We start from the raw sequence: 23726 nt of genomic DNA on the forward strand, positions 1-23726 counted from the left end.
GTAAGTAATGTGGAGCAGGCAGAAGAATTACTGAAATATTTAGATCCTGATCAGGCCAGTGCTGCGCAGGCTTTGCGTGGACCGGTATGTATCAGAGCGGGGGCAGGTACTGGCAAAACCCGGGCAATTACCTATCGCATTGCCTATGGGGTGCGCAGTGGTATCTATATACCTACTTCGGTATTGGCAGTTACTTTCACTGTCAGGGCGGCCTCGGAAATGGCGGCAAGGCTACGCATCCTGGGAGTCGAAGGAGTGCAGGCACGCACCTTCCACTCGGCAGCTTTACGTCAACTGAGATATTTTTGGCCCACTGCCATCGGGGGCGAGTTACCAAAAATCATGAAAACAAAATCTTCCCTGATAGCGGCGGTAGCTTCGCGTCTGGGATTGCCTCATGATCGAGCCGCTTTACGCGACTATGCGGCAGCTATCGAAATGGCCGCGGTGAGCATGGTTGAACCCGACAACTATGGTAAGTGGGCAAAAGGAGGCGGTCAGCAACCTCCAGCGGGAATATCAACTTATGATATGGCAGATATTATGCGCGGATACGCCGAGGCTAAACGGGAACGTTCTGTTATAGATTTTGAGGATGTGCTCGCTTTGACCTGCGGGATGATTGAGGAACGTCCGGATATAGCCGGACAGATTCGCTCTCAATATCGTTTCTTTGTAGTTGATGAGTATCAAGATATTTCTCCCCTGCAAAAGCATCTGCTAGACCTGTGGCTGGGGCCGGGGAATCGGGATCTTTGCGTAGTCGGGGACGCGGCACAAACCATTTATTCTTTTGCGGGAGCGAGCCCTCAGTATTTAAGCAACTTTGCCCAGGAGTATCCCGGGGCGCAGGTGGTGACCCTTTCTCGGGATTATCGTTCTACTCCACAGATAGTGTCTTTAGCTAATGGCATCGTTACCCGCGATAAAGAAACCAAGAAGCAGTCAGTACGACTCACTTCCATGCGTGAATCCGGGAAAGCGGTGCATTTTGCTCGCTACCCAGATGATGAGGCCGAAGCATGTGCGATTGCAAAAATGATTAAAGAACGAATTGCGGCTGGTACCCGCCCTAGCGAAATCGCGGTACTGTTTCGCACTAATGCGCAATCTAGCCAATTCGAGGCAGCGTTGGCGCATCTGGAAGTGAAATATTGCGTGCGCGGAGCAGAAGGGTTCTTTAAACTTCCTGAAGTTTCTGCCCTGGTAAAACAGGCAAACGCGCTGGCTCAGCGGGGAGCCAAAGGAGATATTGGAGAAATCGTTAGTGAACTAGCCCGTCCTCTGGGGTGGTCAGTACAGCCTCCAGCTACTCAGGGGGCGATCCTAGAACGTTGGGAGTCTCTTAATACCCTGGTAGAACAGGCACAATTGAAACAGGCTGCGGGATTATCCTTAATCTCTTTAGTGCGCGAGTGGCAAGAGTTGGCCGAGGCGCAACTAGACCCTTCGGGTGGGGGAGTTACCTTGGCTTCTATTCATTCGGCAAAAGGCTTGGAATGGAAAACTGTTTTTTTGGCGGGGGTTAGTGAGGGGTTGCTGCCAATTGCCCAAGCTAAATCTCCTAAGGACTTGGCAGAAGAACGCCGTCTTGCCTATGTGGCAATTACCCGAGCTCGTGATGAACTCTTGGTTAGTTATGGGGAGAAACGATCCCTAGATCGTAAAGCTACCCGTACTTGTTCACGGTTCTTCTCTCCATTTTGGCCCCGAAAGTCTGAGGCCGCGAAAACTGCGCGCACCCCCAGCGTGCGCGGGGAAACTAAGCGTTTCTTACTGGAGGCCAGCCGGGAAGAACAAGAACTTTTTGAGTATTTGCGGCACTGGCGACTAGAAGTTGCTAACGGGCTGGATAAACCGGCCTATACGGTGTTTTCGGATACTACTTTGCGCGATATTGCCACCGTAGCTCCCAAAAATCTCAAGCAGCTTTCATTACTGAGAGGGATAGGGCCGGTAAAGCTAGAAAAGTTTGGAGCCGCAATTTTGAGAATCATCGACGGGGCGGATCCGGTACAGGTAGCTGCGGATAACTTGCAGATTTTAGAAAATTAGAGGCTTACGCAACCACATTGGGGATGGGGCTGCCATTGACGCACCTGGGGTAAGGGGTCGGCAGGATTGAAAACCCAAGAGGCTCCCACCAAGGAGACTGGCAGACCAGCTAGGTAGCTTAATATCTCTCGAACTGCAAAAGCAGTGGCGTATTCAGATAAAGAAGTATCTGCCATTACCGGATCGGTGCAGGCCAGTTGGGCAGCAATCTGCGGCCATTCCGGATCGGCATCGCGTTTTGCTAAATGTTGACAGTGTAGGCAGCAGGTGCGTCCCGGAATGAACAGGGGGCCTACCTCGATTTCAGTTTCCCGTTTGATAATTGGAAGGTGGGGAAGTCCCTGCTTGATACAGGCTTTTGTCCAGGTTGGGTTCGTAAGGTAGGAACAGATGGCGATTTCCAAGGTGACCGGCCGGTTAAGTAGCTGCCTATTCACTCCTAGCACCAAGGGGGCAACATCCTGGCGAACTGCTCCTAACTGCTCATCGCTATAGACGCAAAGGTCACGGGTTTTTACTTGCTCCCGATCTCGCAGAATCAAAGATTTTATACCGCAGGCTACTAGTTTACGGGATAAGGTGATTCCTAAAGGACCCAATCCGTTGACTCCGATGAGGGCTTCTTTACGGGCTTTGATCGGCGCATCCGATCCGTATAGGTGGAAGGCACAAGCGCAGTCCCCATCCATTATCTGATGCTTCGCGGTTAAACCCCCATCAGAGAGCATTTTTAGGATATCGTTGATCTCTTTTTTATTGCCGGGGAAACGACGCTCTAGGTGGGAGTTGTACCAACTTTGTTTCTCAAATAACCATTTCAGGATAGCGATATGGGCTGGGCTTAATCCTTTTACGAGGAATCCGTTACGTTCGCCGGTACCAAACTGGGCTTTTCCTCCAGAGCGCAGCAACATTACTGAACCGTTTATTAGTCGCATAAAAATAAGCATCCCAGGGTGTCTCTGGTATCACTAGAGCGATTTTAGATCTGTGGATAACCTATTATAAAAACTTGTTTACCTGCCGCTTTGTTGGGTAATCGTTTCCATTATGGTTCATCTGAGGTAGATGAATCTGGGTTGAAGTCCTCGGGGGGAAATTTCTTTTCTTCACCGTGGTCTTGATTGCCCATCAGTTGATCTCCTTGAGAATCAACTTCTGGCGTTAATCCTTTTGCCCAACCTAAAGTGCCGGAAAGTAAAGAATCTAAATCCTGATCTACCTGGTCTTTTACTGGTTCTTCTCCGCTTTGGGTCGCAAAGTTTTCCGGGTTAGCTAAATCTTGCAAGGTAGGAATCATATCTGGATGTGACCAGAGCAGGTCTCGTTTTCCCATTCCTTGCTGGCTAAGCATTGCTGACCATAGATTTGCAGCCTGCCGAGAATACTTGGGGCTAAGCTCCATTCCAATCAGCGGTTTTAAAACTTTTTCAATTGGGGAAGTAGTTGCGCGCCGCCTGCGCATCAACTCGCGCAACTGTATAACGTGCGCCAGATTGGGCATGCATGCCCTGGTGGAAACTTCATCTACCCAACCTTCAATAAGTGCCAACACGGTTTGTAAATCTTCCATTGCTTGACGCTGGGTAGTAGTTTCGTCAGCGGCAAAAATATTGGCAGATATTCCGATTCCCAGGTTCGAGGGGTCGAAGTTACCGAGCGGGAAACCAATCGCACCTTCTCCCTCTCCAAATTGTTCTTGGAGTCGATCTTGTAGATTTCTTACCGAACGATCAATAGCCTCCCCATCGACACGAATCTCTTGTGCATAGCGACCAATAAGCTGCGACAACTTGTGGCGTAGCCAAGGTACAGAGTGGAATAAGCGCGCATGAGCCGCCTCCCGCACCGCAAGATATTGACTGACCTCGGATGCAGAAATATCTAAATCCTTAGCAAAGGCTGTGATATTTACCGGCACTAACCCCATGATTTTTTCTTTCGCCAGGGGAATCCCAATATCGGTTGAGCCAAAAGCCGCTTGTGCTATTTGTCCCATGGCCTGTCCGATCTGTACCGCGAATAGTCCAGCTGCCAAATTTTTTAATAAAGAATCGGGATCCATGGGGCCGATAATCTGCCCGATGCCCGGGATGGCGGCAGAAGCCTTCATCTCTTCACGATCAATGCCCTGGCGTTCGAGCTGTTCCCCAAGAGCCTCGGTAAATGCGCGCACTACGTTAGTAATCACCGGCTCGGTAAGGCGTTGCCATGCTGGTAACGTTGCCTGAATCCATTCTTTAGGGGTCCAGGCAACTCGAGTGGTGGCAGTCGGGCTCAAAGTTGTAACCGTGTCAAGCCATAAATCTGCCACTGAAAGTTGTTCGCGAATCCTTTGGGCTTGGGCGGCGCTGGTGGGGATACTACTGGGGAGACGAGAATAAGCCACTTCCATAGCTGCCTGCCAGTTTACGGCACCTTCCCGAGGGGAAAAGAAATGCTTTAGCTGGTTGACAGGATTGGAGGTACCAGTGAAGAAGGGAAATGGAATAGTACCTCCCGCAAGTTTTTCGGGGTCGATGCCCTGATTTTGTAGTTGGCGATAGGCGTCCTCTGCAGCCTCTTCTCCCAGCATCTGCTTAAGCAGCTGGAACCATTCCGGTCGCTGCTCGTCACCGCGGTGTTCCTCCAAGTGCTGCACACCCCCTGAAAATTGACTACTGTCTTTAAGGGTATCGGTATTGCTGGCTGAGGACTAGGTGGCAGTGCGAGTTTCGCCTTGGGCGGAGCATAATTGAGACCTAAAGAAGGAGAATTTGTGGCCAGGAAGCAGTCAAAAAAATCTCGCCTACAGGGAAAAATCGGAACAGCCCTGATGGCTTTATCTTTGCTTGGTTTCCTGATTCTTGGTTTCGCTATTCGTGCCCCCTTCATAATCGAATCCCCTGGCCCAACCTTTGATGTTCTCGGTTCCCAGTCGGGGCAAGGGCAGATTATCAAAGTCGAGGGGGCGAAAACCTATCCCACCAAAGGTCAACTGCGGATGGTGACGGTTTCGATGCGGGGAGGCCCGGGAACCCATGTGAGCTACGTGGAAGTGTTGCTGGCAAAAATGCGTTCTTTTACCGAGGTTTTACCAGAATCTGCGGTTTATCCGAAAGGGGCGACTGAGAAACAGGTAGAACAGGTTTCTCAAGCGCAGATGGAGGACTCACAGCTTAGTGCGAAAGTGGCGGCACTTAGCGAACTGGGGTACAAGGTTCCGGCAAGATTCAAAGTAACCGGGATAGCTGAGGACTCCGATTTCTCGGGCAAATTGAAAGAAAATGACGTGTTACAGACGGTCACTTACCGAGGGAAAACTCGGCAACTAAACCTGGCTAACTCACTTTTTGATGTTTTAGAACAGGCTCCGCCGGGAAGCTCGCTGACCTTCAGCGTTCGCCGGGCAGGCCAAAATCTCTCTATCAGTGGGAAAACCCGCAAACCTAATGATGGCCGTCAGGGATCCCAATTGGGAATTTTCTTGAACCCCCAGGCGAAACTGCCGGTAGATATCAAAATCGCGTTGCAGGAAGTGGGAGGGCCGTCGGCGGGAACTATGTTTGCCCTGGGAATTATTGACCGCATGAGCGAGTCCTCTTTGACTGGCGGGAAAGAGATAGCGGGAACTGGAGCTATTTCCTACGGGGGACAGGTGCTGGAGATTTCCGGAATTCCCCAAAAAATGGCGGGTGCCAAGAAGGATGGCGCACACTGGTTTTTATTGCCTAAAGCGAATTGTTATGAGGTGCAACCCATGTCGGGAATCCGAGCGGTTCCGGTGGAAAATCTGCATCAGGCGCGCCAGGTAAGTGCGCAAATCGCCGCTAATCAGCTGGAGAAGCTTCCGTGTTGTCCGGCTCGCTAGCCAGTTCCGCTAATTCCGCGTCACTGACCAGCATGGCTTTTAGTACCTCTAAAAGCTCGGGGACAATCTTTTCCCCTTGCGCCACCATCTCATCGCTATCTTCGGCACGGGCACGGCTCGCGCACCAGGTGTTGCCATCGCGGGTAGCCCCGGCCACGATTCGTACATCCTGGCGGGAGGGATGAGAAAGCAAAAACTTTTCACGCTCGCTGGGGTCTGTAGGGGCTTCAGAGTCAGCTTGTGGAGAAACCAGGAAACGTTCCATAGAGACCGCGACTCCCGCCACATCCTCGCCAAAAACTAAATGTCCTAAAGTGTCCATTAAATCGCTTGGGGGCAGGTGATCTTGGAGGACTGCAGTGAGGTGGAGTGGGTTTTCGGATAATGCTGCCTGCAGTTGCTTAGCTTGGGTCGGTTCCATTTCCGCTTCTAGCTGCGGGAAAATCGACTGGGTGTAAACCAAGGCGAAAAGGCTAGGGGTCTTATCCCATCCCAGTTGAGCTACGTCTTTTTCTAAAGAGGAAACCGCTAGTCGCAGCGATAGCTGTGCGGCAGATAAATCCGGTGAAGTACTCATGGTGTTATGTTGCCATCTTCTGCAGAGTAGCGGCTAGTTTAACTCTTTGGGGGTGAGTAAAAACCCTAAACGTGAAAGAATGCCTAGAGGCAGATATAGAGAAAAACCCGGAGGGGCTCGTGAGTAACGATCTATTTGGAAATCTTGGCTTTGGCGGCGGTAAAGGCGGTGGCTTCCGCGGCTTTCCTGGCGGATTCGGAGCCGGTAGGGGCGGCGGAAATAGCCGTGGCGGCTCTACCGGAAGCGAGGGCGAGGGGCGTGTGCCCTTGCCGCAAATTAAGTTGAAGAAACCGGGGCCGCTGGCTATCGCTATTGGCGTAATCGTGGCGCTAGTGATTTTATTACTGGTGGCTTCACGAGTATGGACGGAGATTCTCTGGTATCGCCAGACCGGCTATTTGCGGGTACTGCTTACTCAGTGGATTGCGGCGGGGGGCATGTTTGTTGCATCTTTCCTTCTCGCCTGGGTGATTGTGGCGTTAAACTTGCAGATTGCGTACCGTAATCGGCCGGAGATGGGTACTATCACAGCCTCTATTCGGTCGTATCGCACCACTCTTACCCGGCGTCGTCGGGGAATCCTTTGGGGGATTCCTGCCTTAATCGCTTTATTCCTGGCAACGGGAATGGCGGCTAGTTGGCGTCAGGTGCTGGTAGCGATTACCGGAGGCTCCTTCGGGAAAAAAGACCCTCAGTTTGGTTTCGATGTTTCTTTCTTTGTGTTCCGTCTGCCGCTAATCGATATGGCGGTAACTTTCCTGCTTACTTTGTTGGGAATTTCTTTGGTGGCCTGCTTGATTGCATACTACCTACTGGGTTCGATGACAGTAACTCCCAAAGCGAAAGCTACTAAGCCCGCGCGTATTCATATGGGTATCTTGTTGGCGATTTCTTCGGTGATGGTAGGGGTTACCTATTTCGTTGACCGCTGGACCATGGTTTATGGGCAAAATTCGCCTACTGATGGAGCCATGTATACCGATGTGCACGCGATTATTCCGGCTCGCACGATTTTGGCGGTTATTGCTCTGATAGTGGCAGCACTATTCGTATTTGCATCCTTTAGAGGTGGCTGGTATTTGCCGGCAGCGGGCATTGCGGTAACCGTGGTTTCTGCCCTGGTGATTGGGGCGGGCTACCCGTTTATTATTCAACAGTTCCGGGTACGTCCTAATGAGCGAGAATTAGAAAGCCAATATATTGACCGGAACATTAAGGCTACTTTGGATGCGTTCGGAATGAAGGATTTGGATCTGATTTCCTATGATCAGGTTACTAATGAAGCCAGTGCTAATCAGCTGCGTCAGGATGCAGATTCCACCCAACAGATTCGTTTATTAGATCCCGAGGTAATATCTCCCGCGGTGCGGCAGATGAAACAGTCACGTCCTTACTATTCATTCCCAGATCAGTTCGCGGTTGACCGCTATAACTTTCCAGATAAAGACGGGAAGATGGAAAAGCGGGACACCGTGATTGCGGTGCGCGATATTAACTTGAACGGTTTGGCTAATTCCCAACGTAACTGGGTAAATGACCATACGGTTTACACTCACGGTTTCGGGGTAGTGGCTGCCTACGGTAATCAGGTAACTTCCGAGGGTTTGCCTTCCTATTGGGAATCTTCCCTGTCAGCTAAGGAATATGGAGAAATTGGCGATTACGAGAAACGGATCTACTTCTCGCAGGCCTCCCCACTGTATTCCATTGTGGGTGCCCCCAAGGGCTCGGATCCTAAAGAACTGGATTACCAGGATGCTAAGAATAACCAGCAGGTTTATACCACTTTCGATGGTAATGGTGGTCCCCAAGTTGGAAACTTCTTGAACAAGGTGCTCTATGCCTTGAAATTCCGCTCTACTGACCTGTTCTTCTCTGACCAGATCAACGCTAACTCCCAGATTCTCTATGACCGTGATCCAGCGCTGCGGGTAGCCAAAGTAGCTCCCTATCTAACCCTGGATTCGCGGGTTTATCCTGCGATTGTGGACATGGATGGCAAGAAGGGCGCCAAGAAACGGCTGGTGTGGATCGTGGATGCCTATACCACTACCGATTCCTATCCCTATTCCCAGCACATTAACCTCACGGATGCCACCGCAGATACCGCAACCGCTAAAACCGCCCAGTTCGCGGTGCAAAATAATGTTAACTATATGCGCAACTCGGTTAAAGCCGTGGTGGATGCATATGACGGTTCGGTTCAGCTGTATCAGTGGGACAAACAGGACCCGATTTTACAAGCCTGGCAAAAAATTTACCCCGGTCAGATCAAACCACTTTCAGAGATTAGCGGGGATCTGATGAGTCACTTGCGCTACCCCGAGGACTACTTCAAAGCCCAGCGCTCGTTGCTAGCTAACTATCACGTCACCAACCCTTCCGAGTTCTATACTGGCGGTGACCAGTGGAAACTTTCTGAAGATCCCACAGCTACCTCGCGTGATTTGGAGGGCTCAGGTAAGCTGCAGCCTCCCTATTACCTGACGATGAAGATGCCTACCGGTAAGAACACCGATCAGGGGAGTGCCGAGTTCTCCTTGACTTCGGTGTTTATTCCTGGTGGCGAGGGCCGGCGCGCAGCTATGGCCGGCTTCCTGGCGGTGGATTCCGAAACTGGCAATGAGAAAGGTAAAGTCCGGAAAGGCTACGGCAAGATGAGGCTTTTAGCCTTGCCTTCGGACACCACTGTTCCCGGTCCTGGGCAGGTGCAAAACACCTTCAACTCGGATCCGGAGGTCAACCGGGAGCTAAACTTGCAAGACCAGCAAGGATCCCGAGTTATTCGCGGTAACCTGCTGACTTTGCCAGTAGGGGGCGGGCTACTCTACGTACAACCGGTTTATGTACAATCTACCGGTACCACCCAGTATCCGCAGTTGAGAAGCGTATTGGTTGGCTTTGGTGACAAGGTCGGGTTCGCACCTACCCTTAAAGAAGCCTTGGATCAGGTCTTTGGGGGAGATTCCGGGGCGGTTACTGCCTCCAATGATGGCAATAAGAATGCCTCAGAGAGTAACGATAAGCATGCCAAGGGAGCAGAAAAGGCTCCTAATGCGCAAGAGAAACTAAACTCTGCACTGCAGGATGCTAAGAAAGCAATGGCGGATGCGAATGCCGCGATGAAGGCAGGGGACTGGACGAAGTACGGTGAAGCTCAAAAGTCCCTAGATGACGCGATTTCTCGGGCGGTTTCCGCCCAAGATGAGGGCGCCAAGACGGCGAAGTAACCGTTAGCAGTGTAAACGCCATAGCTTAGGGGCTAGGACGCCAGGTAAAACTGGCAGCCTAGCCTCTAAGTATTGGGTTTCGGTAGCTGCGGAGCTACTCCTCGCTAGCGGTTATCTATCGCAAGCTGGCTGTAACTACACCAAAATCTTGAATATCTGCGAGGAAGGATCTATCTCTTGCACCTGCAGGGGAGAGGCCGCCATCCGACGCCGCAGCCCCTTAATGTCGGTGGGATCTGGGAGTTCAATCCCCACCAAAGCCGGTCCGGTGTCCCGGTTATTCTTCTTGGTGTACTGGAAGTAAATAATGTCTTCACCTTCGCTAAGCACATCATTTAGGAATGAACGCAAAGCCCCTGGCTCCTGGTTGAAAGTCACCAAAAAATAGTGACGCAAACCTTCGTAACGTCCGGATCGCTCGGTTACTTCCGCGTAGCGCGACAGATCATTATTTCCACCCGAAACCAGGCAGACCACGGAGCCATTGGGGATTTGCGGCAAGAAGTTACGTGCCGCCGCCGAAGCTAAGGCTCCGGCAGGCTCGGCAATTACTCCCTCGGAATGGTAGAGGTCGAGCATCTCGGTACAAACCGCGCCCTCGGGAACTACCACAATGTCATCGACCAGGTCCCGCACAATCTGATAGGTCAAATCCCCAGCTCTGCCGACAGCAGTACCATCTACGAAGGAATCTACCCGATCCAGGGAAACCGGATTCCCGGCCTCCAATGCTGCTTTCATTGAGGCTGCGCCGGCAGATTCCACCCCCACGATCCGGATTCCGGGGCGATGAGCTTTGAGCCAAGTGGCCATGCCAGCGATCAATCCGCCGCCACCCACCGGAATCAAAATCATATCGGTATCTTCTGGCAGCTGGGAATCTAAATCCACTGCGATACTGCCTTGACCAGCAATTGTGTAGGGGTCATCATAGGGGTGTACATAGACTTTTCCCCCATCTTTAGCCGCCTCCCCGGCCACCCGATTGGCTTCATCAAAGTCCCCAGCTACGATCACCGGCTCTACCCATTCACCGCCGATAGTGGCGATGCGTTTGCGTTTTTGCCGCGGAGTGGAGGCTGGTAAGAAAATCGTGCCCTTTATTCCTAGGTGTGCACAGGCATAGGCGACTCCCTGGGCGTGGTTACCCGCCGAAGCACATACCACCCCGGCCGCGCGCTCGTCCTCATCCATAGCTGCCATGCGCACATAGGCGCCCCGTACTTTAAAGGAGCGGCAAATCTGTAGATCTTCACGTTTTAAATAAACCGGACGTCCAACTTCCTGGCTTAAACGCTCACTTTTTTGTAGCGGAGTTTTCGTAGCTACCTTGGCTAGTACCCCGGCAGCTACCTCTATATCTTTTGCGGTAACTGTGGTCATTGCTCCTCCTAAAATCGATAGTTAATAACCTATCGGGATTTTTCTGACGGGTGCGTCGCCCTTTCGGTATCTGGTATCTAAAGCTTGATGGATTAGGCTAAAGGTATGACGAATAACCTGAAAGATCCGTTAGTGTGGATCGATTGCGAAATGACTGGCCTGGATTTAGAGCAGGATTGCCTGGTAGAGGTGTCAGTGATTATCACCGATGGGCAAACCAATATCGTAGACGAGGGGATCGATCTGCTGATTAAACCTAAAGCGGGCGCCCTAGAACACATGGGGGATTTTGTGCGGCAGATGCACACCAAGTCCGGTTTGCTGAAAGAACTGGAATCTCCGGAGGCACTCGATTTGGCAGAGGCCGAAAAACAGGTTTTGGAATATATCAAACGGTTTGTGCCAGGGCAGGGACAGGCGCTTTTAGCCGGTAACTCGGTAGGTACTGATAAGCAGTTCCTGGAAAAGGAAATGCCACAGGTAATCTCACATTTACATTACCGTATAGTGGATGTTTCTTCTGTGAAAGAACTGGCAAAACGTTGGTATCCACGCGCCTTCTACCATGCGCCCGAAAAGCATGGGGGACACCGCGCCCTCGCCGATATTCGCGAATCCATCCAAGAGTTGCGTTATTACCGCAAGGTGCTCTGGCCGGCCGGGGAAGGACCTTCTAGCGAGGAATGTGAGGCAGCCGCAAAAGAGATTCTGGCGCAAGGACTGGGTGCCTAGCCGAATTCGGGGCTAAGTATCTTAAATACTGGACACTTGTAAGCTTTAAAAATCCAGGATTTAACTGCCACAAATTTTGCAGGTAAACCATGTTTACCTGTATCTTGGCGCCCCCGACAGGAATCGAACCTGCAACCTCGGGATTAGAAGGCCCTTGCTCTATCCTTTGAGCTACGGGGGCTGGTTGTCCCTCAAGTTTATCGAGAAATCCCCCGGGTGCTAATTCCTTGTCCCCAGGGGCAGATAATCCTCCTTTTCCCTGGTGGCATGGATTTATTTTTAGAAAATCCTGCTATTGCTTTGCAACATGGTGAGGTAAGCAACACTAGGAGGAATCATGAGCAAAGCAAATATCGAGGTTACCTTTACCGGCTGGGTAGCAACTGCCCCTACTTTTCACCGTCCCGACCCGACTAAACCCGAAAAGGCGCTCAGTACCTTCCGGGTTATGCATACCCCTTTTTCCCGCGATAATCAGGGTAATTGGCAAAAAGGTGAGTCGCTCGCGGTTCGGGTAAAAGTTTGGGGGTGGGGTGCGCACTATGTGTCCCGCTCGATTCGGGTGGGGGATCCGATTATCGCTTGTGGACGTTTGATCCGCTCTAAATGGCAGGATAAAGAGCAGGTTACTCACTATGGGTTAGAGCTAACGACCTCTTCTCTGGGGCATGACCTGACTATGGGGGAGTCTAACTTTGTGCGGATGGTAGGTGCGCTGCCTAAAAGGGGAAATTACACTTCCCCGGGAAATGAAAGTACCACTTCACTAACTGATCCCGAAGGTGAGTTTGAGACCTCTCCGACAACAGAGTCTGCGCAGGCCTCACCGGTGGGGGTAGAGGGTAAAGTGGTAACTGATCCTTCCACCGGCGAAATCATTCCTGCCGAGGCAAAAAGCGTCCTGGGGAATAACGTATCTACCTCCTCGGAAGAAAATGCTACAGAGCCTATCCTCGACCCGGAAGGGGAATATATTTTAGAGACCACTTTTAGCGGAGAAGCCCTCTAGTCGCGCGGGGGTTCGCTTTGCGTTTTTAACTCCACTATTCTGGGTATTAGAACAATACCGTCTGGCAGAAAGTGGCAGCAGTGGCAGAATTCATTTACCAAATGATCCACACCCGCAAGTCTCTAGGTGACAAGGTCATTTTGGATGATGTAACTATGGCTTTTCTCCCGGGAGCCAAAATCGGCATGGTCGGCCCTAATGGTGCCGGTAAGTCCTCGATCCTCAAAATTATGGCCGGTCTTGATGAGCCCTCCAACGGGGAGGCGCGGCTTTCGCCCGGCTATACCGTAGGAATCTTGATGCAAGAGCCGGAATTAGACGATAACCTCACGGTCAAGGAGAACGTAGAGCAAGGGGTCGGTCCGTTAAAGGCAAAACTTGACCGCTTCAACGAGATCTCCGCGCAAATGGCGGATCCGGATGCGGACTTTGATGCTCTAATGGAGGAAATGGGGACTCTGCAGGCAGAGATTGACGCTGCCGATGGCTGGGACGTTGATTCGCAACTAGAACAGGCGATGGACGCCTTGCGCTGCCCGCCCCCGGAAACTCCGGTGTCGGTGCTTTCTGGTGGGGAGCGTCGTCGCGTCGCCCTCTGCCAGCTGCTGCTAAAAGCCCCTGACCTGTTGCTACTGGATGAGCCTACTAACCATTTGGATGCGGAATCTATCCTCTGGTTGGAAAAGCATCTACATACCTATAAGGGAGCGGTTATCGCCATTACCCACGACCGTTATTTCTTGGATCATGTGGCGGAATGGATTGCGGAAGTCGATCGTGGGCGTTTGTACCCTTACGAGGGCAACTATTCAACGTATCTGGAAAAGAAACGGGAACGCCTGGAAATCCAGGGACGCAAGGACGCAAAACTAGCCAAGCGCTTGAAAGAAGAACTGCAATGGGTGCGTTCGTCAGCAAAGGGACGGCAAGCTAAATCTAAGGCTCGTTTGCAGCGCTACGAAGAAATGCAGGCAGAGGCAAAACGCGCCAAGAAATTGGACTTTGAAGAAATCCAGATTCCGCCCGGGCCCCGTCTGGGAACTGTGGTGTTGCGTGCCGAGAACCTTTGTAAAGGGTTTGGTGATCGTGAACTGATCAAGGATCTTTCCTTCAATCTACCTCCGAACGGAATCGTGGGGATTATTGGCCCCAACGGGGTCGGGAAAACCACTTTGTTCAAGACGATCGTGGGGCTAGAGGAACTAGATTCGGGCACTCTCGATATTGGGGAGACCGTAAAAGTCAGCTATGTAGATCAAAACCGGGCTGGCATTGATCCCCATAAGACCCTTTGGGAAGTGGTATCCGACGGTCTGGACTTCTTGGACGTGGGGGGAGTAACGATTCCTTCGCGTGCCTATGTGGCTTCCTTTGGTTTTAAAGGTCCGGATCAGCAAAAACCGGCCGGAGTGCTCTCTGGTGGGGAGCGCAACCGTTTGAACCTGGCGCTGACCTTAAAGCAGGGCGGAAACTTATTACTGCTGGACGAGCCCACGAACGACCTCGACGTAGAAACCTTGGCCAGCCTGGAAAATGCGCTCCTAGAATTCCCAGGTTGCGCCGTGGTAATTACCCACGATCGCTGGTTCCTTGACCGGGTTGCCACCCATATTCTGGCCTGGGAGGGAACTGAAGAAAATCCGGCGAACTGGTATTGGTTCGAGGGTAACTTCGAATCCTACGAAAAGAATAAAGTTGATCGCTTGGGTGCGGAGGCTGCGCGTCCGCACCGGGTAACTCACCGCCGTTTACGCCGCTCTTAGCGGATGCAAAACCGTCGATAAAAGGCCTACAAGAACAGGGGTAGCAAATGAGCGAGAGCCAAGATCAGTTGCAAGAACTGGCAAGCGCCTATGGGGTTGCCATTGACTACTGGGATTATTCCGGGGTGCACCGTATAGTTTCCGATGAAACTTTGCGTGCAGTCCTCAGAGCTATGGATATCGACGCCGATACGCCAGCGCAGGTAGCAGCCTCGCTAAAAATGGTTGAGGAGCGTCCCTGGCGGCGGGTGCTGCCCGAATGTGTCGTTACCCGCAATGATGATAATTATTGGGTGCGGGTACACGTACCGCACGGTAAATCCGTAAGCGTGACTATGCATTTTGAGGAGGGCGGCTCCTGGGATTTGCCCCAACTAGATGTGTTGGTGGCTCCCCGCGAAATTAACGGGGTACTAACCGGGGAGGCAACTTTCAATATTCCCCCGGGGCAACCTTTGGGCTGGCACCGATTGACTGCCCAGGTCGAGGGGGATGAACGCCCCTATACCTGCCCGGTAGCGGTTACTCCGGCTCGGTTGGGGATGCCTAATTTGCGTGATGGGCGTGCCTGGGGGGCAATGAGCCAGTTCTATGCGAACCCTTCGCGGGAGTCCTGGGGGATTGGGGATGCGGCAGATTTGGCTACTATCTGTAAGTGGACGGCCTCCAAGGGGGCAGATTTTTTACTGATCAACCCGGTGCATGCGTCGCAGGTATCTTTCCCCTTGGAAAACTCTCCTTACTTACCCTGTTCGCGTCGTTTTTGGAATCCGATCTATATTCGTCCCGAAGCGATTTTAGAGTACAAGAGACTTTCAGATAGGAAACGTAGAAAAATTGCGGAACTACGGGGTAAAGCGCAGTCATCGCTCAGGGAAGCAGTTTCGGCTGATCATCCGGGAGTTTCCGGGGCTGGTGCCCAATTTTTTAGTGGTGATTTAATTAAACGCGACCCCGTGTGGAAGCATAAACTGCGCGCTTTAGAAATCATTTATCAGGTTCCCCGCTCGCAGGAACGTGAAGCCGACTACCAGCAGTTTCTGGAAGAACAGGGATCGGCTTTGGAACAGTTTGCCACCTGGTGCGCTTTAACCGAAAAATACGGTTTAGAGCTGCCTGAAAAATGGCAAACCCCAGATAGCCCTCAGTTTGAAAAATCCGGCGGCAAACTGCGGCAGCGGCGCGATTTCTTTAAATGGTTGCAATGGCTCTGCTACCGGCAGCTGCGGCAGGCACAACAGGTAGCCCTGGATGCGGGCATGAAGATTGGGGTCATGCACGACTTGGCGGTGGGGGTACACCAATTGGGAGCTGACCACTGGAGCAACCCGGAAGTTTATGCACACGGGATTTCGGTGGGTGCCCCTGCAGATATGTATAACCAGTTGGGGCAGAATTGGACGCAGCCACCCTGGCGTCCGGATCGCCTGGAACAGCAGGCCTATGAGCCCCTGCGGCGTACGGTAGCAGCGGCCGCTAAAATGGGGGGCGCGCTGCGCATCGACCATATTATGGGGCTGTTGCGTCTGTGGTGGATTCCCGAAGGAATGCTGCCGAAAGATGGCACCTATGTGCGCTACAACCACCAAGCGATGGTGGGGGTGCTGCTGCTAGAGGCATACCGGAACAACCTGGTGGTAGTGGGCGAAGATTTAGGTACCGTGGAGCCTTGGGTGCGCGACTACCTACGTTATCGGGGGATTCTGGGTACCGGGGTGCTGTTCTTTGAATTCGATGCGCCTGACCATTTAGTGCCGCCCGCAGATTATCGAAGCGAACAACTGGCAGCGGTTAATACCCATGATATGCCGCCAGTGGCTGGCTATCTTACCGGCGAGGACCTGCGGATACGCGAATCGTTGGATCTTTTGGATTCTACTCCTGAGGAAGCGGAGGGTAATCAGGAACGGGTTTTTGGGGCAGTGCGTCGCGCGCTGATTGAACATGCGGGTCTAGCTGAGGATGAACGCGATATGGGCGAGATTATCCGCGCTCTGTATCGTTATGTAGCTGCTACCCCGGCCCAGCTGGTGGTGTTGACCCTGGCAGATGCGGTACAAGAACAGCTCACCGAAAATCAGCCGGGTACCGAGTTTGAATACCCGAATTGGTGTGTTCCTTTGCGTGATCAAGAGGGAAACACCCGCTTCTTAGAGGATGTTACCGCTGACCAGTTCGCTAATCAGCTTTTGGAGATGCTAGAGGAAGCAGTTCACCCCGCCTAGGGTATTCCGGCTATGTGCTCCGGCAGTTAGCAGGCGTTTTCTTCGCAAAGATAGGGCAGTAGTTCTTGCAAACTGTCGGCGACCAGGTCGGCTCCTGCTTCCGCTAGTGCCGCGCGTTTTTGGCTGGTGGTAACCGCGTAGATTCTGCCGGCTCCAGCCTTGCGCGCCGAGATAACTCCACTGGTGGTATCTTCGATGACGATGCAGGAGGACGCAGGTAGACCCAGGGTTTTCGCTCCCACCAGGTAGGGTTCCGGTGCGGGTTTGCCGGCACGGATGTCTTCTTGGCTAATCACTTTTAGACTAGCCGGGGCGTCTAGTAGCTGGGCGGACAACTGCGCCCACTGTCTCCACGCGGAAGTAACTAAACATTTCGGCATCTTTAGCTGCATGATTTCGCGGGCTCCAGCAAAAATACGTGGGGGATCGCGGCGAATATCAACATAAGAGCGAGCTTCTAACCCCAGTTTTTCGGGGTCGAGGCCGGACCAGGGACCGGGTTCGCTTTGGAATACTTCCGGTCCGGGGCGCCCCTTAAAGATCTCCATCTCGGATGCTGCTACCTGCCATCCTTTGGCGGTAAACATTCTGCGGTAGGCGGCTAGGTGCGTGTGTTCGGAGTCGATTAGGGTGCCGTCCAGATCCAGCAGTAGACCTTTGAATATGCTTTGAGGTCGCTGTTTCGGGGTGAGGGTGCTGTAGCAGGTTTTTATGGTCATCTTGTTGTTTTTGGTGTTATCGTATTTTGTGTTTTTGCGTGCGGCAGGTATCTACATTTGGCTGCGGTAGTGGGCGTGAAAATTGCTCGGTAGTGCTTTTGCCGGGCAGGGAACCGGAATAGCAGCTAACGCAGCTTTTCTATGTCAGCTGCAAGTTCATCGGCGACCGGCCCCACCACTACTTGAATGCAGCGGCCGGTTTTTACTACCCCAAAGGCTCCGCCAGCAGCTAGCACTTCCTCGTCTACCTTTAGCGGGTCTTTTACCTCTACCCGCAGACGGGTAATACAGGGTTCAATCTCAGTGATATTTTCGGTTCCCCCCAGCCCTACTAGCAACTGTTTTACCTGTTCCAAGCGATCCTCCCGCACAAAAACTTCTAAGAATAACCGTCAATAGTGAGATTACCATCAATCTGCAAAAGCTTAGAGTAAAGCCTGGTGGGGTGGTTTAAATCATGGTGATTGGGAAAAAAAGTCCCTAGGGCGTTCTACAGCATTGATGATAGGATCATTAAGTAAAAGTCATGAGTAACAGCAAGTTACGGGAAGGCCTTATGCTTAACTTAAATAATAAACCGGGAACTTTGTTAGCGGTGGAATCTGGCGGAGCGGTGCGCAAGACTGTCAGTTTCCTCAAAAGAGCGGTGGTTATCGCCTTGTTTTGCGCGCTGGGATTTACCCTATCTGCCCCCACGCTAGTGCAGGCAGAGGATCTGCAGGAGGGGACGCTGGCGGGGCAACCAAGCACTAATGTGCAGCCAGTCAACACCGCAGACCCTGCAGAGCTTAAAACCAGCGCAGCATTGGAAAATAAAGCAGCTACTAAGGCGAATACCCGTTCAAGTGATGGCCTAGAGATCAGCCCGGAGTATGTTGAGCGGGCTGTAGGTGCCGGAGAAGTAAAAGCACCGACAATTAACAAAGTGTTTTACGATGCCACAACTATTTCCGGCGGTAAGGTACACAAAGTTAGAGTTAAAGTTGGTAAAAATTGGGTAACTGAAATAGCAACAGTTCATGTAACATTAAAAGCTAAAGACGGCACTGTTAAAGCCAATCTTTCCGTTACCCCTAAAAGTGGAAACACCTGGAAAGTAGATCTACCTGCTGGAAAAAAAGTTGAAGAAGGAGATACAGTTACTGTTTATCAACAACTAGGTGAAGATACATCACCGGAAGTAACTGCAAATGCTCAGCCATCAAAAGCATTAGAGAATAAAGACAAATTGCAGATGCCCTCCGGTGAAATCTGGATTGAACTAACGAGCTCCAGCCTTGTAACTGAAGATGAGCAAGCAGAAGCTATTGAAATGTTTAAGAAGGTAAACACAGAAATAGCTGGGGATATTGAATCCGTTAAGTTTTCTATCAATGGCACTGAACATGCTTACTATGAAGTGACCTATACCGATAAATCAACCTCCGGAAAAATTGAAGCTACGAAACTTAAAATCAAAGAGGTAAAGGAATACTCTGCTGCTCCGACAATACAAAAAGTCCAGGTAACAGACGGACAGATCATCGTTACACTTGAAAAAGAGGTTTCCTCAGGTACGAAGTATTATTTTATCAGTGATTTTAAGGATGGGGAGGACAAGAATTTTAACCCAGGTGGAAAATGTAAAGTGGACAAATCTACTGTAAAAGAGATGTCTCAAGCAGTATCCGTTGACGGCACAAAAGTTACTTTCTCAATCAAGGATAACGATTTAAAACTCGCAAGAGAGTTCGGTATCACCGTCAAAGAGCCACATAAATTCCGTTCTTGCGCGAAGTCTGATCCGGTACCAACAGTCCCCGCCAAAGTTGAGGTAAGAGATCCTCACAAATTAACGAAGGCGGATAAGACTGCCATCGATAAAGCTATTAGAGAAGCCAATACAAAGAACGGCGTATCTAAACTCCCCGATGGAACTGGACTTAGTGTTGGAGGCGTGCCTGCAATTATTGAATTTGATAACGCTGGAAACGTTACAATAATAAGCCCTAATGATGTGGAGGGTTCTCGGGTAAATGGCAAGTGGGTATTAGCACAGAATGACGATGGAACTTATAAAGTAAAGAGTGGATCCAAAGTTTTTAAAATCCCTGCCAAAGATCTGGTGAAAAATATTGCACCGAAATCTCCTGCGATTGCGGTAGATACGGGTAAGGGTGAAGTAACTATTACCCCGCCAGCTTATGAAAATCCCGGTGATGATACCGACTTGGCGTCCTACACCTTTACCTATACGGACGCTTCTGGTGCTAAGCAAACTGGCATGGTTACAAGGACTGTGGATGGTGTCGGCAAAACCACATGGTCATCAGATGACGCAACCGTTGATGCAAATACTGGTGTGATTACTCTGAAAGTTGAGGACATCGAAGTCGGTGGCACCGTTAAAGCAACCGCAAAAGATAATGGCGGATTAATTCCTGAAGAAAAACCGCTTGATTCAGAGCCGGCTAACAAGAAGCTCGAAACTGCCACTGTTAGCTACGACCGCAACGGCGGCAAAGGCGAAATGACGGGTAAGACCGTAAATAAAGGCGCTGAATATGAGATTCTAGCCAATGCTTTTACGGCTCCGGAAAACGAGAAATTTAAGACCTGGCAGATTGGCACTACCGAACATAAGGCCAAAGATAAAATCAGAGTTAAGGAAAACACCACTATCAAAGCCATTTGGCAAGACATCGAGGTGAAGGTTTCCTATAGCCCTAATGGTGGCAGTGGCAATATGGATTCTGCGACCATGAAAAAGGGTAGTAAGTACACGGTGTTGCCTAACGGTTTTACTGCTCCTGATGACACTCAAGAGTTTGATACCTGGGAAATCGATGGCAATAAAGTTGCCGCGGGTAAAGAAATCGTTGTCACCAAGGATACGGTCGTGAAGGCTGTTTGGAAGAAGATTCCGGTGAAGGTTTCTTACGACGGTAATGGTGGTAAGGGGACTATGGAGGGCAAGACCCTGGACAAGGGCAGTAAATATACCCTGCTTGAAAGTAGCTTCAAGGCTCCGGATGACACTCAAGAGTTTGATACCTGGGAAATCGATGGCAATAAAGTTGCCGCGGGTAAAGAAATCGTTGTTAACAAAGACACCGTGGTGAAGGCTGTTTGGAAGAAGATTCAGGTGAAGGTTTCTTACGACGGTAATGGTGGTAAGGGGACTATGGAGGGTAAGACCCTGGACAAGGGCAGTAAATATACCCTGCTTGAAAGTAGCTTCAAGGCTCCGGATGACACTCAAGAGTTTGATACCTGGGAAATCGATGGCAATAAAGTTGCCGCGGGTAAAGAAATCGTTGTCACCAAGGATACGGTCGTGAAGGCTGTTTGGAAGAAGATTCAGGTGAAGGTTTCTTACGACGGTAATGGTGGTAAGGGGACTATGGAGACTAAGACTGTTGATAAGGGTAGTACTTATAAACTGTTAGCTAGTGCTTTTACTGCTCCTGAGAATAAAGAATTCTCCGGATGGGAAGTAAACGGGCACACCTACAAAGTGGGCGACAGTATCACCGTTAATGGTGACGTAACGGTTAAAGCCCTCTGGAAGAACAAGCCGGCCCCTTCGTCGACAACTCCGGGGAATCAAAAACCTGGAAACCAGGCGAAACCACAGCCGAAACCGCAAGCACAGAACCCAGCTGCAGCCGGGAAGCTGTCACAGACCGGTGCCGATGGAATTTATTCCCTATATGCCTCGCTGTTGCTGCTAGCAACCGGTGGGCTATTTGTAATCAGTCGTCGGCAGCGTAATCAGCGCTAATCCCAGCGAAACTAAATAACTAAATACCTAAAGGCCGTTCATAAGCATCCCCTGCTTATGAGCGGCCTTTAGTTCTCCCCTAGGTATTATCGAGGAGTAGAAAAAGCAAAGTTTTTCGAGCGAGTATGATAAAAATACGTAGCTCAACATGGTCGACTATCTAACCGTCTCTAACTATGGACGAGTTAAATTCATATTTCTTGACGGGAGCATACTGAAAATAGACGGGAAAATAACGAATACTGCAGGCCTGATTGATAGCATTGTGGCGTTGGGTATTTTTTTAAACAATTTCTTAAATCCACAAAAAATTTTTTAACCTTCTACAAGAAGAAAAAAGATGAAATCATTAGTAAAAAAGACAACTAATCTATTGATAGCCACATTAATAACATTTGGCTTAATGACTGGCACTACCCAGTGCTTTTGCTGATGATACCGTCGCAACAGATCAAAATGCTGCACTAGAGAAAAATAATAAAACCGCCACGAAAGTCGATGATGAGTTAACAACAAATATTTCCCTGTCATTCCCAGGTAAGGAAGACGTAATGGCCCAGGATGTAGTATTTGTGCTGGATAAGAGTGGCGCAAGTTATGCTACTGGAATAGATGCTAAAGCACAACAGTTTTTAACTGATATCAAGCAGCAGGCAGACGAAAAAGGTTTAAACATCAAAGTAGGTATTGTTAATTTTTATTATGCCGGCAAAGTTCATCAAGAGCTTACTGATGTGGTGAAAAACTATGATGATATACAGAATAAATTAAAAGAGTCTGTACTTGGATTTGGTACAAATATGCATGCTGGTCTTTGGCAGCGAAGAAAATGCTGGATGAAGATGCCACGGTTACTGCTAAGAACAAACATATAATTTTAATTAGTGATGGGGCTACGTATCTTTATTCAAAAAATAATGATTATAAAACAGCATACACACGTTCCTTTAATCCGAACAAGCAAAAAGATCCAAGTAAATATGGTGATAAGCGAGATTTTCAAGGTGGTATTTGGGAATATCAAAGCCGCGAATACAATCTGAAAAATGACTGGAAAAAGTTTGAAGGTACTGATGTGAACTTCATCTTCTCATATGCTATGGGTGATGCTTGGCCGTGGGATACCAATAAACCGGAAAACCAGGATAAACCTAAGCCAAATATTAACTACCTTGGACAATACCTCGATTACTATCGTGAGTAAGAGAAGGATCCTGTGGCGAATTGGGCACAATATGACTATGCTTATAATTCCTTTTCTCGTAGAAAAGGCGGCGGAACAAAAGGTATAGTTGTGCCGATTGAACATAATGCTCCAGCAAATATCGACATTGCGTTCATTAAAGCTGATGACGTTTTCCAGGAGATGGTAAACGCTGGATACCAAATGAACGTGTAGTACAAGAACAAGGCAGACTTTGATGGCTCTCTATTCCTGAAGTACCTCGCGCGTAAATCCAATAATGGTGAACTTAATACCGATTTTGAGCAGCTTAAGAAGGAAGTACTCGAAAAAGTAGCAACTGGCTCAACGGTTGTCGACTATATAGGAAAAGATTTTGACTTCGTCAATAACGATAAAGAATTGAGCCTCAAGGTTGCTAATGACACCTTAAACGCTGAAAAAATTACTGACACAACTCTTGGTAAAGACGATGCTCACTTTGGTTTTGGCAAAAAGACCGGCGGCACCTATCGCTTTGAGCTGATCTACAAGAAGGCAGATGCTCAAGATAGCAACAAAGAAAAGCTCATCTTGAAGATCAACGAGACGGTGTATCCAAAAATGGCGGTAGCGCTCAACTACCAGGAAGAGCTGGTAAACGTGCCTGCCCAAGCTGGTACTCACATCCTTAATACCAACGAGAGTGCAACTTTGAAGCCAGTGGATGCCAATGGTAAAGAGGGTGATGCAGTATCATTCCCAGTTCCCCAAGTGGAATACGTTGCAAAGGATACGAACAGCACGGTCACCTTCATGAACAGCGCGGAGAAATATGCATTCGTTAAGGTCGAGACTGGTAAGGCTATTGATACCGATGCCTTGACTGACCAATCCATGCCGCACGATCCAATGAAGGCTGGTTCTGCCTTCAAAGAGTGGAATACAAGGGAAGATGGTACGGGTACCGCATTTACCGGGGATACTACCGTAAATAGTGATATCACTGTATATGCTATTTACACGAATAACCCTAAGTCGGTACCGGGAAAAGAGATTCCAAATGCTCCTGTAAAGAAGTCTGCTGCACTTCCTAAGACAGGTGCATCACTCACGCTTCCGGTATCGCTAACTGCATTAGGACTTGTGATTACAGGTCTGGGAATCCTCATGAAAAAGAGGGCGAGGGAAGAAAACAATAAGTAGGAAGTATTTGCTTTTAAGCGAAGTCTCCCAGGCATTGCGGACGTATTGCGTC

The 23726-nt window shown here is 50.1% G+C and carries 17 protein-coding genes and 1 tRNA gene; 11 read left to right on the plus strand and 7 right to left on the minus strand.

All coding sequences use genetic code 11. The features are described from left to right. Positions 1 to 9: 9 nt before the first annotated feature. Positions 10 to 2055 carry an ATP-dependent DNA helicase UvrD2 gene (locus tag EFB02_RS04700; RefSeq protein ID WP_122820404.1) on the plus strand — a complete coding sequence of 682 codons (2046 nt, stop codon included), beginning with the start codon at positions 10 to 12 and terminating at the stop codon, positions 2053 to 2055. On the opposite strand, the gene EFB02_RS04705 is transcribed toward EFB02_RS04700, so the two are convergent. Both EFB02_RS04705 and EFB02_RS04710 read right to left on the minus strand, forming a co-directional pair. Then, positions 2052 to 2993 (minus strand): hypothetical protein, encoded by a 942-nt coding sequence (locus EFB02_RS04705; protein WP_122820405.1) that lies wholly within the window; start codon positions 2991 to 2993, stop codon positions 2052 to 2054. The genes EFB02_RS04700 and EFB02_RS04705 overlap by 4 nt on opposite strands. 110 nt (positions 2994 to 3103) lie before the next feature. Continuing rightward, positions 3104 to 4696 (minus strand): zinc-dependent metalloprotease, encoded by a 1593-nt coding sequence (locus EFB02_RS04710; protein WP_122820406.1) that lies wholly within the window; start codon positions 4694 to 4696, stop codon positions 3104 to 3106. Between the two features lie 117 nt (positions 4697 to 4813). Here EFB02_RS04710 and EFB02_RS04715 point away from each other — a divergent pair, with 117 nt between their 5' ends. Continuing rightward, positions 4814 to 5905: a YlbL family protein gene (locus EFB02_RS04715; protein ID WP_122820407.1), complete on the plus strand. Its 1092-nt coding sequence runs from the start codon at positions 4814 to 4816 to the stop codon at positions 5903 to 5905. Here the strand turns inward: EFB02_RS04715 and EFB02_RS04720 are convergent. After that, positions 5865 to 6482, minus strand: a complete 618-nt coding sequence (locus EFB02_RS04720; protein WP_122820408.1) for a PPA1309 family protein — start codon at positions 6480 to 6482, stop codon at positions 5865 to 5867. The genes EFB02_RS04715 and EFB02_RS04720 overlap by 41 nt on opposite strands. 119 nt (positions 6483 to 6601) lie before the next feature. Between EFB02_RS04720 and EFB02_RS04725 the strand changes: the two genes are divergently transcribed. Then, entirely contained in the window at positions 6602 to 9712 is a 3111-nt protein-coding gene (locus tag EFB02_RS04725) for a UPF0182 family membrane protein (RefSeq protein WP_234992735.1), read from the plus strand. Positions 9713 to 9847: 135 nt separating this feature from the next. Here EFB02_RS04725 and ilvA read toward each other — a convergent pair whose 3' ends face one another. Continuing rightward, positions 9848 to 11095, minus strand: coding sequence for a threonine ammonia-lyase IlvA (gene ilvA / locus EFB02_RS04730; RefSeq protein ID WP_122820409.1), 1248 nt, complete (start codon positions 11093 to 11095; stop codon positions 9848 to 9850). A gap of 105 nt (positions 11096 to 11200) precedes the next feature. Between ilvA and orn the strand changes: the two genes are divergently transcribed. After that, the gene (gene orn / locus EFB02_RS04735; RefSeq protein ID WP_122820410.1) at positions 11201 to 11827 is read left to right on the plus strand and encodes an oligoribonuclease; all 627 of its coding nucleotides are present in this window, start codon (positions 11201 to 11203) and stop codon (positions 11825 to 11827) included. A gap of 105 nt (positions 11828 to 11932) precedes the next feature. Here orn and EFB02_RS04740 read toward each other — a convergent pair. Next, positions 11933 to 12008: transfer RNA gene (locus tag EFB02_RS04740), tRNA-Arg, on the minus strand. A gap of 156 nt (positions 12009 to 12164) precedes the next feature. On the opposite strand from EFB02_RS04740, the gene EFB02_RS04745 reads away from it, so the two are divergent. The 3 genes from EFB02_RS04745 to malQ all read left to right on the plus strand — a co-directional run bounded on the left by EFB02_RS04745 (position 12165) and on the right by malQ (position 16824). Continuing rightward, positions 12165 to 12836: a single-stranded DNA-binding protein gene (locus EFB02_RS04745; RefSeq protein WP_122820411.1), complete on the plus strand. Its 672-nt coding sequence runs from the start codon at positions 12165 to 12167 to the stop codon at positions 12834 to 12836. Positions 12837 to 12916: 80 nt separating this feature from the next. Next, positions 12917 to 14599, plus strand: coding sequence for an energy-dependent translational throttle protein EttA (gene ettA, locus EFB02_RS04750; protein WP_122820665.1), 1683 nt, complete (start codon positions 12917 to 12919; stop codon positions 14597 to 14599). A gap of 47 nt (positions 14600 to 14646) precedes the next feature. Next, positions 14647 to 16824 carry a 4-alpha-glucanotransferase gene (malQ, locus tag EFB02_RS04755; RefSeq protein WP_122820412.1) on the plus strand — a complete coding sequence of 726 codons (2178 nt, stop codon included), beginning with the start codon at positions 14647 to 14649 and terminating at the stop codon, positions 16822 to 16824. 26 nt (positions 16825 to 16850) lie between these two features. Here malQ and EFB02_RS04760 read toward each other — a convergent pair whose 3' ends face one another. After that, the gene (locus tag EFB02_RS04760; protein ID WP_122820413.1) at positions 16851 to 17543 is read right to left on the minus strand and encodes an HAD family hydrolase; all 693 of its coding nucleotides are present in this window, start codon (positions 17541 to 17543) and stop codon (positions 16851 to 16853) included. A gap of 125 nt (positions 17544 to 17668) precedes the next feature. Continuing rightward, positions 17669 to 17899 (minus strand): PTS sugar transporter subunit IIB, encoded by a 231-nt coding sequence (locus tag EFB02_RS04765; RefSeq protein WP_122820414.1) that lies wholly within the window; start codon positions 17897 to 17899, stop codon positions 17669 to 17671. Positions 17900 to 18069: 170 nt separating this feature from the next. On the opposite strand from EFB02_RS04765, the gene EFB02_RS04770 reads away from it, so the two are divergent. The 4 genes from EFB02_RS04770 (at position 18070) to EFB02_RS04790 (ending at position 23674) form a co-directional block, all read left to right on the plus strand. Beyond that, the gene (locus EFB02_RS04770) at positions 18070 to 21306 is read left to right on the plus strand and encodes an InlB B-repeat-containing protein (protein WP_147471031.1); all 3237 of its coding nucleotides are present in this window, start codon (positions 18070 to 18072) and stop codon (positions 21304 to 21306) included. A gap of 551 nt (positions 21307 to 21857) precedes the next feature. Continuing rightward, on the plus strand, positions 21858 to 22181 hold the full coding sequence (locus EFB02_RS04775) for a vWA domain-containing protein (protein ID WP_122820416.1): 324 nt from the start codon (positions 21858 to 21860) through the stop codon (positions 22179 to 22181). Next, positions 22136 to 22510 (plus strand): hypothetical protein, encoded by a 375-nt coding sequence (locus EFB02_RS04780; RefSeq protein ID WP_122820417.1) that lies wholly within the window; start codon positions 22136 to 22138, stop codon positions 22508 to 22510. Before EFB02_RS04775 ends, EFB02_RS04780 begins: the two co-directional genes overlap by 46 nt. 231 nt (positions 22511 to 22741) lie before the next feature. Next, positions 22742 to 23674 (plus strand): InlB B-repeat-containing protein, encoded by a 933-nt coding sequence (locus tag EFB02_RS04790; protein WP_438947136.1) that lies wholly within the window; start codon positions 22742 to 22744, stop codon positions 23672 to 23674. Positions 23675 to 23726 lie beyond the last annotated feature (52 nt).

The sequence above is a fragment of the Varibaculum vaginae genome, from assembly GCF_900604285.1.
Lineage (GTDB): Bacteria > Actinomycetota > Actinomycetes > Actinomycetales > Actinomycetaceae > Varibaculum > Varibaculum vaginae.

What these genes read in the sequence shown, in the direction of transcription:
- EFB02_RS04745 (WP_122820411.1), top strand. Translation starts at nt 12,165, where the DNA reads ATGAGCAAAGCAAATATCGAGGTTACCTTTACCGGCTGGGTAGCAACT.
- EFB02_RS04780 (WP_122820417.1), top strand. Translation starts at nt 22,136, where the DNA reads ATGCTGGATGAAGATGCCACGGTTACTGCTAAGAACAAACATATAATT.
- orn (WP_122820410.1), top strand. Translation starts at nt 11,201, where the DNA reads ATGACGAATAACCTGAAAGATCCGTTAGTGTGGATCGATTGCGAAATG.
- EFB02_RS04770 (WP_147471031.1), top strand. Translation starts at nt 18,070, where the DNA reads ATGAGTAACAGCAAGTTACGGGAAGGCCTTATGCTTAACTTAAATAAT.
- ilvA (WP_122820409.1), bottom strand. Translation starts at nt 11,095, where the DNA reads ATGACCACAGTTACCGCAAAAGATATAGAGGTAGCTGCCGGGGTACTA.
- malQ (WP_122820412.1), top strand. Translation starts at nt 14,647, where the DNA reads ATGAGCGAGAGCCAAGATCAGTTGCAAGAACTGGCAAGCGCCTATGGG.
- EFB02_RS04705 (WP_122820405.1), bottom strand. Translation starts at nt 2,993, where the DNA reads ATGCGACTAATAAACGGTTCAGTAATGTTGCTGCGCTCTGGAGGAAAA.
- EFB02_RS04720 (WP_122820408.1), bottom strand. Translation starts at nt 6,482, where the DNA reads ATGAGTACTTCACCGGATTTATCTGCCGCACAGCTATCGCTGCGACTA.
- EFB02_RS04775 (WP_122820416.1), top strand. Translation starts at nt 21,858, where the DNA reads ATGGCCCAGGATGTAGTATTTGTGCTGGATAAGAGTGGCGCAAGTTAT.
- EFB02_RS04760 (WP_122820413.1), bottom strand. Translation starts at nt 17,543, where the DNA reads ATGACCATAAAAACCTGCTACAGCACCCTCACCCCGAAACAGCGACCT.